Below are 17,147 nucleotides of genomic sequence, written 5' to 3'. Positions count from 1 at the left end.
CTAAGGACACCCGCCCGCCAACAGGATATTCCGGCCTGCGCCCTGTCTCCACCGAGGCCGTTCCCCTAAGGATGGACGCCTCTGCGGCCTGAGCGGATGCCTTGGAAAACGCCCTGTACCGATGGCTCGAAGCCCTGTCCGCCATTCGGGCGGATGTCCTGGCCCTGCTGGGAATCGGGCTCGCGCTTGCCGTCACGGTGCACGTCCTCCTGCGTAAGCGCGAGGTCAGCGTCGCGATCGGCTGGATCGGCCTCGCCTGGCTGTCCCCGCTCTTCGGCACCGGCCTCTACGCCCTGTTCGGCATCAATCGCGTCTCCCGCCGCGCCCGGCGCCTGCGGCCGAAGCCCACCCCGAAGCCGGGCGAGCCGCGCGTGCCCGAAGCGGTCGTCACGCCGGCGCTCCGCCCCCTCGAGCAGGCGGTGCGCCAGATCACCGACCTTCCCTCCCTCGGGGGCAACGCCGTGCGGATGTTCCGGAACGGCGACGCGGCCTATCCGGCGATGCTGGAGGTCTTGGGGGCCGCCGAGCGGAGCGTCGCGCTCTCGAGCTACATCTTCCGCGACGACACGATCGGCGGCGCCTTCTGCGACGCCCTCGTGGCGGCGCAGGCGCGCGGCGCCGAGGTCTGCGTCCTGATCGACGGCATCGGCGGGGGCTATTTCGGATCCAGGGTCTATCACCGGCTCCACCGGGCCGGCATACCGGTCGGGCGCTTCATGCACTCGGCCCTGCCCTGGCGCATGCCGTTCCTGAACCTGCGCACCCACAAGAAGCTGCTGATCGTCGACGGATGCATCGCCTTCACGGGCGGCCTCAACATCGCGGACGGCAACCGCGTCGCCCTGAACCCGCCGCACCCGATCCGCGACACCCATTTCCGCCTCGATGGTCCCGTCGTCGAGCAGCTCACGATGGCTTTCGCCAGCGACTGGGCCTTCGCGATGGGGGGGGACCTCGATGGCCCGCGCTGGTTCCCGCCCCTCGCTCCCGCCGGCGGAATCACGGCCCGGGCCGTCACCTCCGGGCCGGATGCGGATGTCGAGAAGATCGAGTTCGTGGTGCTCGAGGCTTTGGCCTGCGCCCGCCACAGCGTCCGCCTCGTCACGCCCTATTTCCTGCCGGGCGAACTCGTCATCAACGCGCTCCAGCTCGCTGCCATCCGCGGCGTCACCGTCGACGTCATCATCCCGCGGCGGAGCGACCACCGCTTCGTCAACTGGGCGACCCGGGCCCATATCGATCCGCTCCTGAAGAGCGGAGTGCGGATCTGGCTCGACGAGCCGCCCTTCGACCACTCGAAGGCCCTCGTCGTCGACGGGGAATGGTGCTTCGTCGGCAGCGCCAATTGGGACACGCGCAGCTTCCGGCTGAATTTCGAGCTCAATGTCGAGATCTACGACACGAACCTGGCCCGCGACCTCGACCATTTCATGCGCGGCAAGATGGAGACCCGCCTGATGCGCGAGGATCTCAAGGCGCGTGCGCTGCCCGTCCGCCTGCGCGACGCAGGCGTCCGACTGCTGCTACCATACCTTTGACCGTGCGCCCGGGACGCCGCACCTCCTCGGGGGCGGGCGTGAGATGCACGACGATCGGCCGGTGATCCGAGGCGCCGCGCGGCAGCACCGCCGGCTCGTGGCAGACGAGGCCCCGCACGAGGCAGCGGTCGAGCCGGAGCGGCAGCACATCCACCATGCTGTGCGTCGGGCGGCGGGGGCCGACGTCGCGGAACCCCGGGAGCAGCGCCGGGCCGACGATGTTGTAATCGCCGAGCACCGCGGCGCGGGGCGGCAGGTTGCGCTCCAGGCAGCGGAGCTGGCGCCGGTTCAGCATCTGGCCGTGCGAGAGATGCACGTTGGCGATGCCGAAATCGCCGAGATTCAGCACCTGACAGACCCGGTCGAACAGAGCGCCGGAGGGCAAAGCGATGACGGTCGGCGGCGTCGTCCAGGGCCGTCGGCTCCAGATCGCCGGGCCGTGAATGCGCCCGGGCAGCGGCGCCCAGGCATAGACGCCGCCGACGCGTTCGCGCAGGGCGGCGATGTCCCGGGTGGCTTCCTGCATCAGCAGGAGATCGGGATTCTCCTGCTCGATCAACGCGATGATGTCGGCGACGGCCGCTCCGGTGCGGCGCAGCAGGTTCCAGCTCACGATCTTGCGCGAGCGGCTGGGGCCGGTGGCGACGCGGATCGGGGCGCTGCCCGTGGCGTGGAAGCCCAGCGGCGGGACGTGCGGGTGATCGGGCATGCGGCCGGTTCGTGCCTCGCTGTGACGACGGGGACGGGAGCCCCGGAAGCGCCCGTCCGTACCGCTCTGGTTAAGCGCTGCGGGCGGTTCCTGTCGAGGCTGGGACAAGGTTCCGGGGAGAAGCTTGGGCGACCCGGCGAGTTCCCGGGCGGCGTGGCTTGACGGCGTTTCCCGCGCGGAGGATCCGTGCGAAACAGGATTTCTGAACAGAACACTTCATGAACGATTTCACCTTTATCCACGCGGCCGACCTGCATCTCGGCAGTCCGCTGACCGGGCTCGCCCTGAAGGACCCCGACATCGCCCGGCGCTTCGCCTCGGCGGGACGGCGGGCCTTCGAGGATCTGGTGAGCCAGGCCATCGAGATCGGCGCCGCGTTCCTGATCGTGGCGGGCGACGTCTATGACGGGGATTGGTCGGATAACACGATCGGGCTGTTCTTCGCCCGGCAGGTGGCGCGGCTCGACCGGGCCGGCATTCCGGTGATCCTGGTGCGGGGCAATCACGATGCGGAGAGCGTGATCACCAAGGCGATCACCCTGCCGGATTCGGTGCGGACCTTCCCGACGACCCGGGCCGACACGCACCGGCTCGAACACCTGCGGGTGGCCCTGCACGGGCGCAGCTTCCCGAACCGGGCGGTCGAGGAGAACTACGCCCTGTCCTATCCGGCGCCGCTGCCGGGCTGGTTCAATATCGGGGTGCTGCACACCTCCTGCACCGGCCACGCCGCGCACGCGACCTACGCGCCCTGCTCCGTCGCGGACCTGACGGGGCGCGGCTACGCCTATTGGGCGCTCGGCCATGTTCACGATTACGCCGAGCTGGCGCAGGATCCCTTCGTGGTGTTCCCCGGCAACCTGCAGGGCCGCTCGATCCGCGAATGCGGCCCGAAGGGCGCGGTGGCGGTCGAGGTGGCGGATGGGCGGGTCAAGGCGCTCCGCCGGCTCATCGTCGACCATGCCCGCTTCCACCACCTCGCGGTCGACCTCAGCGAGGCGGAGCACGAGCGGGACGCCCTCGCGGCGGTCGAGACCGCCCTGCGCGGGCTCGCCGCGGAGGCGGCGGGCCGCCTCGTCGCGGTGCGGGTGCGCCTGCACGGGCGGACGCCCGCCCATGACCGCCTCGCCGCCGACCGCGAGAACCTGACCGCCGAGATCCAGGCCGCGGCCCACCGGGTCCACGAGGACATCTGGCTGGAGCGGCTGAAGATCGAGACCGGCCGGCCTGAGACGAGGCCCCATGCCGGCCCTCCGGGCGGCACCATGGCGATCGATCCGGCGACGCTCCTCGCTTCCCTCGACCAGGATCCCGAGTTCCGGGCCCGCGCCCGGGCGGCGCTCGCCGAGATCGCCGCCAAGATGCCGGGGGGCCTCGGCCACGAGGAGAGCGCGCTCGCCGACGAGCTCGACGCGCTCTGCGCCGAGGCGGAGGCCGTGATCCTCGGCCGCCTCCACGGCCGGGCCTGCTAGCCGATGCGCATCCTCTCCCTCGACCTCGAGCGCTACGGCCCCTTCACGGACCGGCGCGTCACCTTCCGGCGCGATGCGCGGCTCCACGTGGTGCTCGGCGCCAACGAGGCCGGCAAGACCTCGGCGCTCGCCGCCGTCACCGACCTCCTGTTCGGCATCGAGCCGCGCACCCGCTACGCCTTCCTGCACGACATGCCGCAGATGCGCATCGGGGCCGAGATCCTCGGCTCGGACGGGCAGGCGCTGCGCTTCCGCCGCCGCAAGGGCAACAAGAACACCCTCGTGGACGGCAGCGACGCGGCGCTGCCCGACGATGCGCTGGCGCCGTTCCTCGGGGGCTTGAGCCGGGAGGTGTTCTGCCGCGCCTTCGGCCTCGACGCAGAGGCCCTGCGGGCGGGCGGGACCGAGATGCTGAACAGCGAGGGCGAGGTCGGCGCCAGCCTGTTCGCGGCGGCCTCGGGGCTTCGCGGCTACACCACCCTCCAGGCCGGGCTCGACGAGGAGGCGGCCAACATCTTCATGCCCCGGGCCGCCCAGCACCGCACCTTCTACCAGGCGCTCGCGCGCTACGACGAGGCCCGCCGGGCGATCCGCCAGGGGGAGCTGCGCTCCGGCGACTGGCGCGAGCTCAACGAGGAGATCGAGGGGGCCGCGCGCCGGCTCGACGAGATCCGGGCCGAGCGCGCCCGGATCGCCGCCGAGCAGGCCCGGCTGCAGCGGCTGAAGCGGGTGACGCCCCTCGTGGCCGAGATCGACGCGCTGACCGGGCGGGCCGAGGCGGATGCGGACCTCGCCGCGTTGCCGGAGGCCTGGACCGAGCGCCTCGGGCAAAGCCTCGCGCAGGTCCAGGACGCGACCGGCGCCGAGGCCGAGGCGCGGGCGGCCCTCGCGGCTGCCGCCCGCGACCTCGCCGCCATCCCGGCCGACGAGGGCCTCCTCGCCCGGTCCGAGGAGATCCTCGACTGTTTCCGCGGCATCGACCGCTTCGACAAGGGCGGCATCGACCTGCCCCGCCTGCAGGGCGAGGCGGACGGCTTCGCGCAGGATCTGGAGCGCCTGAAAGTCCGCATCGGCCTCCCGGACGCGGAGGCGCTGCGGACCCGTCAGCCCACGGACGCGGCCCGCACCCGGATCGAGGGATTGCTCCGCGCCGGCCGGGACCTCGCCGCCGCCCTCAATCGGATCACCGCGGAGCGCGCCCAGCGCCGGGCGGAGCATGCCCGCATCACCCGGCCCCGGGACGGCGACGCCAGCCGGACCGGCGACGACGCGGGGTCCCGGCGGGACCGAGCGGGCGAGGAGCCCCTGATCGATCCGGCGCCCCTGCGCACCGACCTCAAGACCCTGGCGCCGGTGCGCGACGACGTGGCGCGCCGTGACGCGCTCGACGCGGCGATCCGGCGGGAGGCCAAGCAGATCCAGGCCCAGGCGGCCCGGCTCGCGCCGCCGGTGGCCGACCTGCCGCGTTTCGCCGGCCTGCGTCACCCCTCGCACGAGGCGGTCGCGCGCTTCGGCCGCGAGATGGAGGCGGCGGAGCGCGAGCGGAACCGGATCCTCGACCGGGGCGAGACCGCCGCCCGCGCGCTGGCCCAGACCCGGGAGCGCCTGCGCCGCCGCGAGGCCGGCCGGCCGATCCCCACCCGCGCGGAGCTCCTGGCCCTGCGGGCCGAGCGCGACCGCCTGCTCGCGCCCCTGCGGGCCGCGGCGATGGGCGAGCCCGGCGCGGGCGGCCCCGCCGACATCGTCCGCTTCGAGACCGCCCTCGCGGCGGCCGATCGCGGCGCCGACGACCTCGTGGCGGACGCGGCCCGCGCGGCCGAGCAGGCCGCCGACCTGCTGCGCCTTGACGCGGAGGAGGCCGAGGCCGAGGCCGCCCGCACCGGCCTCGCGGCGATCGACGCGCGCGTGGAGGCGGGCTGGGCGGCCTGGCGCCGGGCCTGGGAGCCCGCCGGAATCGAGCCGACGCCGCCCGCCGAGATGGCGGCCTGGCTCACCGAGGTCGAGAGCCTGGTGGCCGATCACGAATCCCTGGAGGCGCGCCGGGCCGAGCACGATCACCTCGTGGCCCGGATCGAGGTCTGCCGCGCGCCCCTGACGGATCTCAGCCGCCGGGCCGGCCTGCCCGACCTCGCCGGGCTCGATGTCGGGCTGATCCTCGCGCGGGTGGAGGACCGGGTCGCGGCCCTCGCCACGACCTGGGAGGCGGCCCGCGAGGCGCAGGCCAGCGCCCGCGCCACCGCCGAGCAGATCGCCCGGATCGAGGCGGAGCTCGCGGAGGCGACGGACAGGCAAGCCGCCTGGCGCGCGGCCTGGGCCGAGGCGGTCCGGGCCATCGGCCTCCCGCCCGGCGCCGAGCCCGACGAGGCGGAGAGCGCCCTCGAAGCCTGGCGCGCCGTGCCGACGATCCTGCGCGAGCACGACGGCCACCTGCGCCGGATCAACGGCATCCGGCGCGACATGGAGGCCTATCGGGCGGTCGTGGCGGGGCTGACCGGCGGCCTCGCCCCGGATCTCGCGAGCCTGCCCCCGAGCACGGCCATGAAGGCGCTCCATGCCCGCCTGCAGGAGGCCTCCCGCGCCGAGACGCGGCGGCAGGACCTCGCCCGGCGCCGCGCGGCGGCGGACGAGGTCCTGGCGGCGGCGGGCCGGGCCGCGGAGGCGGCGCGCGCCGCCCTCTCGGGGCACCTGACCGAGCGGCCCGAGGGGGTCTCCCTCCCGGTAGACACCGATCCGGCCGCGCTCCTGGCCCGGCTCCTGGCCCGGGATGCCCTGCGCCGCGAGCTTGCCGGGCGCCGGGCCGAGCTCGCCCGCGCCGCCGACGGCGTCGGCGAGGCGGGGTTGCGGGCCGACCTCGCAGCCGCCTCGGCCGACGCGATCGAGGCCCAGCTGCGCCAGCTCGCCATGGATGACGAGGATCTCGACCAGCGCGGCAAGGTCGCCTTCGCCGACCGGGACCGGGGCGAGCGCCGCCGCACGGAGCTGGAGGGCGGCATCGGCGCGGAGCTGGCGCTCGCCCAGCGCAAGGCCGCGGAGGCGGAGATCCACTCCACCGCCCGGCAATGGGCCGTCCTCAAGCTCGCGAGCCTGCTCCTCGGCACCGCCATCGGGCGCCACCGCTCCGGCCAGCAGGACCCGTTGCTGACCCGTGCCGGCACCCTGTTCGCGGCGCTCACGGGGGGCGCCTTCGCGGGCCTGACGCAGGATTACGACGAGGCCGACACGCCGCGCCTCGCCGGCCTGCGCGGGGCGGGCGGCCTCGTCCCGGTGGAGGGCCTGAGCGAGGGCACCCGCGACCAGTTCTATCTCGCTTTGCGCCTCGCCTATCTGGAGGATTACGCGGCGCGCGCCGAACCCGCGCCCTTCATCGGCGACGACCTCTTCCTCACCTTCGACGACGCCCGCACGGCCCACGGCCTCGAGGCGCTGGCGGCGTTCGGCGGGCAGGTCCAGCCGATCCTGTTCACCCACCACCGCCACGTGGCGGACCTCGCCCGCGAGCGGCTGGGCGCGAGCGTCGATGTGCTGGAATTGTGAGGCGGCGACGCCGACGCGATGGCCGCCCTCCCCGCCCGCCCATCACCCGCAGGATGGGAGGAATGCGGAGCCGGCGAGGGCGCGGCGCCTATTTGGGGCCGCAGCCGATGCAGATGCCCTTCTGGATCTTGTCGTCCTGCTTCTGCTGGGGCGTGCGCGCGGTCTGCTCGCCCGGCGCGACGCCGCCCGCGGCCGCACCCGGCGGCTTGGTGCGGCCGACCGAGGAGGTGTTCGGCGCCGTCACGGTCGAGGTGGGGCTCCCGCCCGTGCCGGTCTGGGCCGGCGCCTGGGCCGCGGCCGGGAGGATCGTGAGGGCCCCGAAGCTGAGGGCGGCGGCAAGCAATCTCGGCATGGACATCGGACATCTCCCTACAGCGGCGTAACGCGGCATCGCTCGAGAGGTTCGGGCGAGCGTGGCTCGGGCGAGCCGCCCCTCAGGCCGGCGCGTAGCGCGCTTCGAGATGGGCGCGGAAATCCTCTGTCCCGAGGGGCCGGCCCGTGGCGGCCTCCAGGAGCGCGTCGGTTTCGAGCAGGCTGCCCTGCGCGTGCACGTGGTGGCGCAGCCAGGTCCGCAGCGGCGTGAAATCGCCCCGGCCGAGGGCCGGCAGCAGGCCGGGCTCGGCCCCGCGCGCGGCCCGGAAGAGCTGGGCCGCCGCCAGGGCGCCCAAGGTGTAGGTCGGGAAATAGCCCCAGGCGCCGCCGGGCCAGTGGATGTCCTGCAGGCAGCCGACCCGGTCGTTCGGGACGTGTAGCCCGAGGAGGTCGCGCAGGCCGTCATTGAAGGCGCCCGGGAGATCCGCCACGGCGAGGTCGCCCGCGATCATGGCGGTCTCGATCTCGTAGCGCAGCAGGATATGGGCCGGGTAGGTCGCCTCGTCGGCATCGACCCGGATGAAGCCGGGCTCGACCCGGGTGTAGAGGCGGTGGAGGTTCTCCGCGCTCCAGGCGCCCCCGTCGCGACCGAAGGTGCGGGCGAGGAGCGGCGCGAGGTAGCCGGCGAATTCGGCCGTGCGGCAGGCCTGCATCTCGACGATGAGCGACTGGCTCTCGTGCAGGCTCATGCCGCGCGCGGCCCCCACGGGCTGGTGGCGGAAGGCGGCCGGGCGGCCCTGCTCGTAGAGGGCGTGGCCGGTCTCGTGCAGCACGCCCATCAGGGCGCGGGTGACGTCGGATTCGTCGTAGCGCGTGGTGATGCGCACGTCGTCGGTGGCGCCGCCGCAGAAGGGATGCAGGCTGATGTCGAGGCGTCCGCGGTCGAAGTCGAACCCCGCCGCCTCCATCAGGACGAGGCCGATGGCGCGCTGGAGATCGACCGGGAACGGGCCGTCGAGGGGCAGGGCCGGCGCCTCCGCGTCCTGGCGCGCCCGCGCCCGCGCCACGAGATCGGGGAGCCAGGCGCGCAGGTCCGCGAAGAGCGGATCGATCCGGGCCCGGCGCATCCCGGGATCGTAGCCGTCGAGGAGCGCGTCGTAGGGCGCGAGGCCGAGGGCCGCGCCCTTGGCGGCGGCGATCTCCCGCTGCAGCCGCAGCACCGCGGCGAGGTCCGGCGCCAGGAGGGCGAAATCGGCGGTGCGGCGGGCTTCGCGCCACGTCATCTCGGCCCGCGACACGGCGCGCGAGCTCGCCTCGACGAGATCGCGCGGCACCGCCGCCGCGTGGATATGGGCGCGGCGCATCTCGCGCAGGTTCGCCCGCTCCCAGGGGCCGAGCTCCGCGGCCTCGTCCGCCGCCTCGTCTTCCGCGGCCGCGAGCCCGTCCGCGGTCTCGGGGCCGGTCAGGAGGTCGTGGGCGAGGCCCTTCAGGACGGCGAGCTGGTCGGCCCGCCCGCCGGCCGCCCCCTCGGGCATCAGGGTCTGGGCATCCCAGCCGAGGATCCCGGCGGCATCCTGCAGGGCGGCGAGCCGCGCGAAGCGGCGCTCCAGGGCGCGATAGGCCGGCATGCGATCTCCCGTGTTGGCGTCGCGCGAGGATAGGGGCCCGGGGCGCCGGCGCAAACCGGCTTCGCGCGCCGCGCCGCCTCAGGCCTTCGCCGCGAACGCGCCCGCCACCGCGCGGATCACCTCGGCGGCGCGCAGGACCCCCGCCCGGTCGACGTCGAGATGGGTGGTGACGCGGATCTGGCTGCCGATCGCCCTGATCCGGACGTCCTCGGCGAGGCAGGCCCCGGCGAACTCGGCGGCCGAGACGCCCAGACCCGCGACCGAGAAGCACAGGATGTTCGACTGCCCCGCCGTCGGGTCGAAGCTCAGGCCCGGCAGGTCCGCGATCGCCGCGTGGAGGAGGTGCAGGTTCTCGTTGTCGACGCGCAATTGCGCGACATGGTGGTCGAGGGCGTAGAGGCCGGCCGCCGCGATCACGCCCGATTGGCGCATGGCGCCCCCGAGCCGGTACTTCCAGCGCCAGGCCTCGACCACGAATTCCTTGGAGCCGCACAGCACCGCGCCGACCGGGCAGCCGAGGCCCTTGCTGAGGTCGAGCCAGACGCTGTCGAACCCGCGCGCGTATTCCGCCGCCGGGATGCCGGTCGCCGCCACGGCGTTGAGGAGGCGGGCCCCGTCGATATGGGCCTTGAGCCCGCGCGCCTGCGCGGCGTCGCGGATGCGGCGCATGTCGGCAAGGTCCCAGACCGAGCCGCCGCTGAAGCTCGTGGTCTGCTCGATCGAGACCAGGGCCGAGCGCGGCGCCGTGCGGGCGGGCGGGCGGATCGCCGCCTCGAACTGCTCCGGGCTGTAGATCCCGGCCGCCGTCTTCAGCGGCGCCACCGAGACGCCCCCGATCGCCGCCGAGCCCGCGGCCTCGGTGTTGTAGATGTGGGACTGGTCGTCGACGATGATCTCGTCGCCGGGCCTCGTCTGGACCAGGATCGAGACGAGGTTGCACATCGTGCCCGAGGGCATGAACAACCCGTCCTCCTGGCCGAGGAGCGCCGCGACCCGGTCGCAGAGGGCGCGGGTGGTCGGGTCGGAATCCGATTGCTCGTCGCCCACGGGGGCCCGCGCCATCGCGTCGCGCATGCCCGGCGTCGGGCGGGTCTGGGTGTCGCTGAACAGGTCGATCGTCACGGGTCGCTCGTCTCGCCAGGGCTGTTCGGATCTGCGTAGGATCACGGCAGCGTGAATGCAAAATCCGGATTGGGCCGGACGCGCAGGGTCCGGTGGGCTGTTCGGGCGGGCCGGCCGCCCCGCATGATGCCGCGCGGCGGCGCGGCCGTCTTCATTCCAATTGAATTTTGTATTACATATTCAGCGACGAGCAAGGAGCCCCATCCGGGCCCCAGGAGGATAACGACGCGATGGCAGCGAGCGCCGAGTCCGTGATGAGCCCAAGGGCTGCGGCCCGCCAGGATTCCGGGCTCGCCCGGCGCCTCGCCGAGGCGCTGCAGGGCGAGGTGCGCTTCGACGCCTTCACGCGCGGGCGCTACGCCACCGACGCCTCGATCTACCAGATCGTCCCGGCGGGCGTGGTCTTTCCCCGCGCTGCTGCCGACATCGCCGCCACGCTGACGATCGCGGCCGAGCACGCGGTCCCGGTGATCATGCGCGGGGGCGGCACCTCGCAGAACGGCCAGCCGATCGGCTCGGGCCTCGTGGTTGATTGCTCGCGCCACTTCAACGGCCTCCTGGCCTACGATCCGGAGGCCGGCACCGTCACGGTCGAGCCCGGCATGGTGCTCGAGCGCCTGAACGCCCGGGTCAAGGCGGATGGCTGGTTCTTCCCCGTGGAGCCCTCCACCGCCACCCGCTGCACCATCGGCGGCATGGCGGGCAACAATTCCTGCGGCGCCCGCTCGCTCCGCTTCGGCAAGATGAGCGACAACGTCCTGAGCCTCGAGGCGCTGCTCCACGACGGCACGCCCTTCGGCTTCGGGCTCACCGGCAACGAGGCGGGCGGCGCCACCGGGGGCGCCCGCGCCGAGGACCTCGCCCGCCGCATGGTGGCGCTCGCCGAATCGGAGCGCGACGAGATCCTGCGCATGTTCCCGCGGGTGCAGCGCCGGGTCGGCGGCTACAATCTCGACGCGCTGATCGAGCCGCGCCCAAACCTCGCCCACCTCCTGGTGGGCTCGGAGGGGACGCTCGCGGCCACCACGAGCGTGACGCTCAAGCTCTCGCGCCTGCCCGCGCACCGGGTGATGGGGGTCTGCCACTTCCCCTCGTTCCGGGCCGCGATGGAGACCACCAAGGCGATCGTCGACCTGAACCCGGTCGCGGTCGAGCTCGTCGACAACAACGTGCTGGTGCTCGGCGCCGATATCCCGCTGTTCCGCACGACGCTCGCCGACATCACCCGGGGGCAGCCGAACTGCCTCCTGCTCACCGAGTTCGCGGGCGACGACCGCGACGCCCTGATGCGCGACCTGAAGCGCCTCGATGCCTGCATGAGCGACCACGGCTTCGTGGACGCCGTGGTGGAGGTGCCCGAGCCCGCCCGCCAGAAATCCGTCTGGGAGGTGCGCGAGGCCTGCCTCAACATTATGATGTCGATGAAGGGGGACGCCAAGCCCGTCTCGTTCATCGAGGATTGCGCCGTGCCGCTTGAGCACCTCGCCGACTACACCGACGCGGTGACGGCGGTGTTCACGAAGCACGGGACGCGGGGCACGTGGTACGCCCACGCCTCCGTCGGCTGCCTGCACGTGCGCCCGATCCTCAACATGAAGGAGGGCGGCGACGTCGCGACGATGCGCGCCATCGCGGAGGAGACCGCGGAGCTGGTGCGCCGCCACAAGGGCTCGTATTCGGGCGAGCACGGCGACGGCATCTCCCGCTCGGAATTCGTCGAGCCCCTGTTCGGCTCCCGTCTCGCCCGCGCCTTCGAGACGGTGAAGGACAATTTCGACCCCGAGAACCGCCTCAACCCCGGCAAGATCGTGCGCCCGCTCAGGATGGACGACCATTCCCTGATGCGCTTCGCGCCGGGCTACGCCGTCACCCGCCCGATGCGGACGGCCCTCGACTGGTCGGGCTGGGGCGGCTTCGGCGAGGCCGTCGAGATGTGCAACAACAACGGCACCTGCCGGAAGCTCGCGGGCGGCGCCATGTGCCCGTCCTACCGGGCCACCCGCGACGAGCAGCACCTCACCCGCGGCCGCGCCAATTCCCTGCGCCTCGCCATCTCGGGGCAGCTTGGGCCGGACGCCTTCACGAGCCCCGAGATGAAGCGCACGATGGATCTGTGCGTCTCCTGCAAGGCCTGCCGGCGGGAATGCCCGACCGGCGTCGACATGGCCAAGATGAAGGTCGAGTTCCTGCACCATTACCACGCCCGCCACGGCCTGCCCCTGAAGGAGCGGCTGGTGGCCGGGCTGCCGCTCTATGCCGGGATCGCCGCCAAGCTCGCCCCCCTCCTCAACCTGCGCGACCGCTACGCGCCGCTGGCGCGCCTCTCGGAGCGGGTGGCCGGCCTCTCGGCCCGGCGCAGCCTGCCGCGCTGGCGCCGCCCCTGGGCCGAGACCGGGGAGGCCGCCCATCCGGGCGACGTCAGCGGGAGCTTCCGCGACATCATCCTGTTCGGCGACACCTTCAACCGGGCCTTCGAGCGCGAGAACCTGGAGGCGGCCGAGCGCGTGCTCGTGGCGGCCGGCTACCGGCTGCACCGGGTCTACCCGCCGAAGGGCCGCCGGCCCCTCTGCTGCGGGCGCACCTACCTCGCATCCGGCCAGACCGACCGGGCCCGTGCCGAGGCGCGGCGCACCCTCGACGCGCTCCTGCCCTTCATCCGCGCGGGCGCCCGCGCGGTCGGGCTCGAGCCCTCCTGCCTCCTCACCTTCCGGGACGAGTTCGGCTCGCTGCTGCCCGGCGCCGACACCGATCTCCTGGCCGGGAACAGCCTACTCTTCGAGGAGCTGCTCGCCACGGATCTGGCGGCCGGGCGGATCGCACTCGACCTCGCCGACCAGGGCGGCCGGGTCGCGCACCTGCATGGCCATTGCCACCAGAAGTCGTTCGGCGCCATGGGCTCCGTCGAGACGGTCCTGCGCCACGTGCCGGGGCTCGACGTGCGGGTCATCGAATCGAGTTGCTGCGGCATGGCCGGGGCCTTCGGGTACGGCGCCGACACGATCGACGTGTCGCTCGCCATGGCCGAGCTGTCCCTGTTCCCGGCGCTCCGCAAGGCCGGGCCGGACGATCTCGTCGTCGCCGACGGCACCTCCTGCCGCCACCAGATCCATGACGGGCTCGGCCGCGATGCGGAACATGTGGCCCGCGTGCTCGATCGCGCCCTGATCTCTCGACACTGATTTCGCCGGCGCTTAAACGTAGCTTGAAGTTCGGGCGGCGCCCTCTAAAAAACGTTGAACCATGAACAAGATTGATCCGGGCCTCGGCATCAGCCGGCGATACCTCCACGACGAGGTCGCCGACCGGATGCGCGAACTGATCCAATCCGGCGAAATGGAGCCCCGCGCGCGCATCAACGAGGGCGAACTCACCGAACGCTTCGGAATTTCGCGTACGCCCTTGCGCGAAGCCATCAAGATCTTGGCGACGGAAGGTCTCCTCGAACTCCTGCCGAATCGCGGCGCGCGGGTGGCGAGCATCTCGCAGAGCGAGATCGAGGAGATGATGGAGGTGATCGCCGGCCTCGAGGCGACGGCGGCCGACCTCGCCTGCCGGACGATTACGGATGCCGATATCGACGTGATCGCGGCGGAGCACGAGCGGATGGTCGCCGCCTGGAAGCAGGCCGACGAGGCAGAATATTTCCGCCTCAACCGGGCCATCCACGAATCCATCATGGCGGCGAGCCGAAACACCACCTTGGCGGGCATCTACACCAGCCTGTCGGGCCGCATCCAGCGCTCGCGCTACCGGGCCCACCAGACGGCCGAGCAATGGGCCCGGGCCGTCTCCGAGCACGAGGAGATGGTGGCCCTGCTGCGCGCCCGCGACGGCAGCCGCCTCGGAATCCTCATGCGCGAGCACATCCGCGGCAAGAAGCAGGTCATCGCGGCCAATTACGGCGACGCCGAGGGGTAGCGGCGCCCCCTGACGGGGCCCTCGCGCCGGCGCGATCGCCCAGCGAATCAATTCCGGCGGGTCCGACATCGTCGGCTCCCGGGACCCTGCATGGCCGGCAGGGTGCCCCTGCCCCGTGACGCCGGGCGGCCCCGACCGATGGCCGAGCCCGGGCGCCGCCCCTCACGCCGCGGCGTTGATCGAGCGCATATTCGCCACGAGGTCGGAGAAGCGGTCGCCCTGCACGACCACGTGGGCGCGCAGCGATTCGGCCGCCCTGGCCTCGTCGCCGGAGATGATCGCCTCGACGATCTCGGCATGCTCGGCGAGCGACTGGGCGAGGCGCTGGCGGACGCGCAGCTGCAGGCGGCGGAAGGGCGCGAGGCGGCGGCTGAGCTGGCGCGCCTGCTCGCCCAGGAAGACGTTCCGGCAGGCGCGGTACACCACCATGTGGAAGACGTAGTTCTCCTGGTAATAGGACTCGGTGTCGCCGGCTTCCGCCGCGCGGGCGCAGGCCGCCAGGGCATCCCGCAGGGCCGCCTCGTCCTCCGGGATCAGGCGCCGGGCCGCGAGGCGGCCGCAGGAGGCCTCGATCTCCGCCATGGTCTCGAACATCGCGAGCAGGTGCTGCGGCTCGGGGGCGCTGACGATCGCGCCCTTGCGGGGCTTGGTCTCGACGAGCCCCGTCATGGTCAGCTGGATCAGCGCCTCGCGGATCGGGGTGCGCGAGACGCCGAATCGCTCGGCGAGCTGCACCTCGTCGAGGCGTGCGCCGAGGGCGAGCCGCCCGTCGACGATCTCATCCTCGATTGCCTGCTTCAGACGCTGCGCCTGGCTCATCACGCTTCCCTCCCGGCGGGATGAAATTCCGACCGGCGCTATTATGCAAGGCGGTTGACAAAATATACAAGAGAGCTTCTTCTCTATAACAGAAGGTGCATTCAATATAAACGCTGCACCGCACAAACAAGGCGCAAACATTGTGCGCCGCGGGAGAAGAACGCCATGGCCCTGACACGACGCCACCTCCTCGCCTCGGGCCTCGCGGCCCCCGCCATCCTGACCCTCGGCCTGGATGCCGCGCGCGCCGCCACCACCCTGAAGCTGTCGCACCAGTTTCCCGGCGGGACGATCGATGAGGGCGATTTCAGGGACCGGATGTGCCGCAAGTTCGCGCAGGCGGTCGCCGAGCGCTCGAAGGGCGCCCTGGAGGTGCAGGTCTATCCCGGCTCCTCGCTGATGAAGACGAACGCCCAGTTCGCCGCCATGCGCAAGGGCGCCCTCGACATGTCCCTCTATCCCTCGCCCTACGCAGGGGGCGAGATCCCGGAAATGAATATTGGCCTGATGCCGGCTCTCGTGAGCTCCTACGAGCAGGCGATCGCCTGGAAGAAGGCGCCGGTCGGCCGGAAGCTCACCGAGCTCCTCGACCAGAAGGGCATCATCCTGGTCTCCTGGGTCTGGCAATCGGGCGGCGTCGCCAGCCGCGAGCGGCCCCTCTACGCGCCGTCGGACGCCAAGGGCCTCAAGGTCCGGGGCGGCTCGCGCGAGATGGACCTGATGATGAAGCAGGCGGGGGCGGCCACCCTCTCGATCCCCTCGAGTGAATCCTATGCCGCCATGCAGACGGGCGCGTGCGATGCGGTGATCACCTCCTCCACCAGCCTGATCTCGTTCCGCCTGGAGGAGCTGGCGAAATCCCTCACCTCGGGCCGCGAGCGCTCCTACTGGTTCATGCTCGAGCCGATCATGATGTCCAAGACCGTGTTCTCGGGCCTGCCCAAGGACCAGCAGGACCTGATCATGGCGGTGGGCGCCGAGCTCGAGAGCTTCGGGCAGGCGGGCGCCAAGGCCGACGACACCAAGGTCGAGGAGATCTTCAGCAAGGCCGGCGCCAAGGTCCAGAACCTCGACGAGGCGACGCTCGGCAAGTGGCGCGACATCGCCCGCGAGACCGCCTGGAAGGATTACGCGGGCAAGAACGCCAATTGCGCCGAGCTCCTCAAGCTGGCCGAGCAGGTGTCATGAGCCACGCCTTCGACGCGGCCTCGGCGGCAGCCGAGACGCACGCCGTCGCCGAGCCCCGCGTGCCGGGGCTCCTCGGCGCCATCGACCGGTCCCTGAAGGCCGTCAACCACGTCATCATGCTGCTCGGCGGCGTCGCGCTGGTCTGCGCCTGCCTGGTGCTCAGCTACAGCGTGGTGATCCGCTACGTCCTGCACGAGCCCACCGACTGGCAGGACGAGATGGCGGTGTTCCTGATCGTCGGCGCCACCTTCTTCTCGGCCGCCGCCGTCCAGGCCAAGCGCGGGCACGTCGCCATCGAGGCCCTGACCGGCCTGCTCTCGCCCCGCGTGAACCGCGCCCGGCTCCTGATCGCCGATCTCGTCAGCTTCGTGTTCGTGGTCTTCTTCGCCTGGAAGAGCTGGACGCTGCTGCACGAGGCCTGGGTCGACGGGCAGGTCTCGCAGTCGAGCTGGGGGCCGCCGCTCTGGATCCCCTACCTCCTGATGGCGGCGGGCATGAGCCTGCTCTCCATCCAGTTCGCCCTGCAGATTGCCGAGGAGGTCCTGTATGGCGCCGAGAAGGCCGGCTGGGCCAAGCCCAAGATCGGCATCGGCGCCGACATCAACCGCGACGTCCACGGCCGCCCCGACCTGACGCCGGAGGGCACCCACCCCATGGGTGCCCCCTTGCGCAACACCACTCCGGACACGACGAGCTCAGGGAGCCAACGATGAGCGTCGCGGCAATCGGCTTCCTCTACGCGGGGGCGACGTTGAGCGTGATGCTCGCGGGCATCCCGATCGCCTTCGCGCTCGGCTTCGTGGCGCTGGCCTTCATGTTCCTGTTCATGCCCGGCTCGTCCCTCGATACGGTGGCGCAGAACGTCTACGAGGAGATGGCCTCGATCACCCTCCTGTCGATCCCGCTC

The 17,147-nt window shown here is 72.3% G+C and carries 12 protein-coding genes and 1 pseudogene; 8 read left to right on the top strand and 5 right to left on the bottom strand.

Annotated features, from left to right (window positions below; translation table 11 throughout):
- Positions 1-101: 101 nt before the first annotated feature.
- Positions 102-1,538 (top strand): phospholipase D-like domain-containing protein, encoded by a 1,437-nt coding sequence (locus F6X53_RS18820; protein WP_151001736.1) that lies wholly within the window; start codon positions 102-104, stop codon positions 1,536-1,538.
- Here F6X53_RS18820 and F6X53_RS18815 read toward each other — a convergent pair.
- Complete coding sequence (locus F6X53_RS18815) at positions 1,471-2,247, bottom strand: endonuclease/exonuclease/phosphatase family protein (RefSeq protein WP_151001735.1); 777 nt, start codon at positions 2,245-2,247, stop codon at positions 1,471-1,473. The two genes, F6X53_RS18820 and F6X53_RS18815, sit on opposite strands and share 68 nt — an antisense overlap.
- A 218-nt stretch (positions 2,248-2,465) precedes the next feature.
- Between F6X53_RS18815 and F6X53_RS18810 the strand changes: the two genes are divergently transcribed.
- Together F6X53_RS18810 and F6X53_RS18805 are read left to right on the top strand one after the other, a co-directional pair.
- A complete protein-coding gene (locus tag F6X53_RS18810; RefSeq protein WP_151001734.1) occupies positions 2,466-3,719 on the top strand; it encodes a metallophosphoesterase family protein in 1,254 nt (417 codons plus the stop codon).
- Between the two features lie 3 nt (positions 3,720-3,722).
- Positions 3,723-7,253, top strand: a complete 3,531-nt coding sequence (locus tag F6X53_RS18805; protein ID WP_151001733.1) for an ATP-binding protein — start codon at positions 3,723-3,725, stop codon at positions 7,251-7,253.
- Positions 7,254-7,341: 88 nt separating this feature from the next.
- Here F6X53_RS18805 and F6X53_RS18800 read toward each other — a convergent pair whose 3' ends face one another.
- From F6X53_RS18800 to F6X53_RS18790, 3 genes are all read right to left on the bottom strand, one after another.
- On the bottom strand, positions 7,342-7,611 hold the full coding sequence (locus tag F6X53_RS18800; RefSeq protein WP_373875974.1) for a hypothetical protein: 270 nt from the start codon (positions 7,609-7,611) through the stop codon (positions 7,342-7,344).
- 76 nt (positions 7,612-7,687) lie between these two features.
- The gene (locus F6X53_RS18795; protein WP_151001732.1) at positions 7,688-9,193 is read right to left on the bottom strand and encodes a carboxypeptidase M32; all 1,506 of its coding nucleotides are present in this window, start codon (positions 9,191-9,193) and stop codon (positions 7,688-7,690) included.
- Between the two features lie 78 nt (positions 9,194-9,271).
- A complete protein-coding gene (locus tag F6X53_RS18790; protein WP_280526042.1) occupies positions 9,272-10,315 on the bottom strand; it encodes a threonine aldolase family protein in 1,044 nt (347 codons plus the stop codon).
- A 230-nt stretch (positions 10,316-10,545) separates the two neighbouring features.
- Between F6X53_RS18790 and F6X53_RS18785 the strand changes: the two genes are divergently transcribed.
- Together F6X53_RS18785 and F6X53_RS18780 are read left to right on the top strand one after the other, a co-directional pair.
- Positions 10,546-13,494, top strand: a complete 2,949-nt coding sequence (locus F6X53_RS18785) for an FAD-binding and (Fe-S)-binding domain-containing protein (RefSeq protein WP_151001731.1) — start codon at positions 10,546-10,548, stop codon at positions 13,492-13,494.
- Positions 13,495-13,555: 61 nt separating this feature from the next.
- Positions 13,556-14,233: a GntR family transcriptional regulator gene (locus F6X53_RS18780; RefSeq protein WP_151001730.1), complete on the top strand. Its 678-nt coding sequence runs from the start codon at positions 13,556-13,558 to the stop codon at positions 14,231-14,233.
- A 162-nt stretch (positions 14,234-14,395) separates the two neighbouring features.
- Here F6X53_RS18780 and F6X53_RS18775 read toward each other — a convergent pair whose 3' ends face one another.
- On the bottom strand, positions 14,396-15,052 hold the full coding sequence (locus F6X53_RS18775) for a GntR family transcriptional regulator (RefSeq protein WP_151001729.1): 657 nt from the start codon (positions 15,050-15,052) through the stop codon (positions 14,396-14,398).
- A gap of 165 nt (positions 15,053-15,217) precedes the next feature.
- On the opposite strand from F6X53_RS18775, the gene dctP reads away from it, so the two are divergent.
- The 3 genes and pseudogenes from dctP to F6X53_RS18760 all read left to right on the top strand — a co-directional run.
- Positions 15,218-16,240, top strand: coding sequence for a TRAP transporter substrate-binding protein DctP (dctP, locus tag F6X53_RS18770; RefSeq protein WP_151001728.1), 1,023 nt, complete (start codon positions 15,218-15,220; stop codon positions 16,238-16,240).
- Positions 16,237-16,953: a TRAP transporter small permease gene (locus tag F6X53_RS18765; RefSeq protein WP_151001727.1), complete on the top strand. Its 717-nt coding sequence runs from the start codon at positions 16,237-16,239 to the stop codon at positions 16,951-16,953. The genes dctP and F6X53_RS18765 overlap by 4 nt, the downstream gene beginning before the upstream one ends.
- Positions 16,950-17,147 (top strand): annotated as a pseudogene (locus F6X53_RS18760) (TRAP transporter large permease); the annotation flags it as partial. The gene F6X53_RS18765 and the pseudogene F6X53_RS18760, both read left to right, overlap by 4 nt.

The organism is Methylobacterium soli (genome assembly GCF_008806385.1).
GTDB lineage: Bacteria > Pseudomonadota > Alphaproteobacteria > Rhizobiales > Beijerinckiaceae > Methylobacterium > Methylobacterium soli.
Note: the sequence above shows the minus strand (reverse complement) of the source record. Positions and strands in the feature narration are given on the sequence as shown.

Bases quoted from the DNA above. Each gene is read 5' to 3' on its own strand.
- F6X53_RS18815 (WP_151001735.1), bottom strand. From the start codon at position 2,247: ATGCCCGATCACCCGCACGTCCCGCCGCTGGGCTTCCACGCCACGGGC.
- F6X53_RS18810 (WP_151001734.1), top strand. From the start codon at position 2,466: ATGAACGATTTCACCTTTATCCACGCGGCCGACCTGCATCTCGGCAGT.
- F6X53_RS18805 (WP_151001733.1), top strand. From the start codon at position 3,723: ATGCGCATCCTCTCCCTCGACCTCGAGCGCTACGGCCCCTTCACGGAC.
- F6X53_RS18800 (WP_373875974.1), bottom strand. From the start codon at position 7,611: ATGTCCATGCCGAGATTGCTTGCCGCCGCCCTCAGCTTCGGGGCCCTC.
- F6X53_RS18795 (WP_151001732.1), bottom strand. From the start codon at position 9,193: ATGCCGGCCTATCGCGCCCTGGAGCGCCGCTTCGCGCGGCTCGCCGCC.
- F6X53_RS18785 (WP_151001731.1), top strand. From the start codon at position 10,546: ATGGCAGCGAGCGCCGAGTCCGTGATGAGCCCAAGGGCTGCGGCCCGC.
- F6X53_RS18780 (WP_151001730.1), top strand. From the start codon at position 13,556: ATGAACAAGATTGATCCGGGCCTCGGCATCAGCCGGCGATACCTCCAC.
- F6X53_RS18775 (WP_151001729.1), bottom strand. From the start codon at position 15,052: ATGAGCCAGGCGCAGCGTCTGAAGCAGGCAATCGAGGATGAGATCGTC.
- dctP (WP_151001728.1), top strand. From the start codon at position 15,218: ATGGCCCTGACACGACGCCACCTCCTCGCCTCGGGCCTCGCGGCCCCC.
- F6X53_RS18765 (WP_151001727.1), top strand. From the start codon at position 16,237: ATGAGCCACGCCTTCGACGCGGCCTCGGCGGCAGCCGAGACGCACGCC.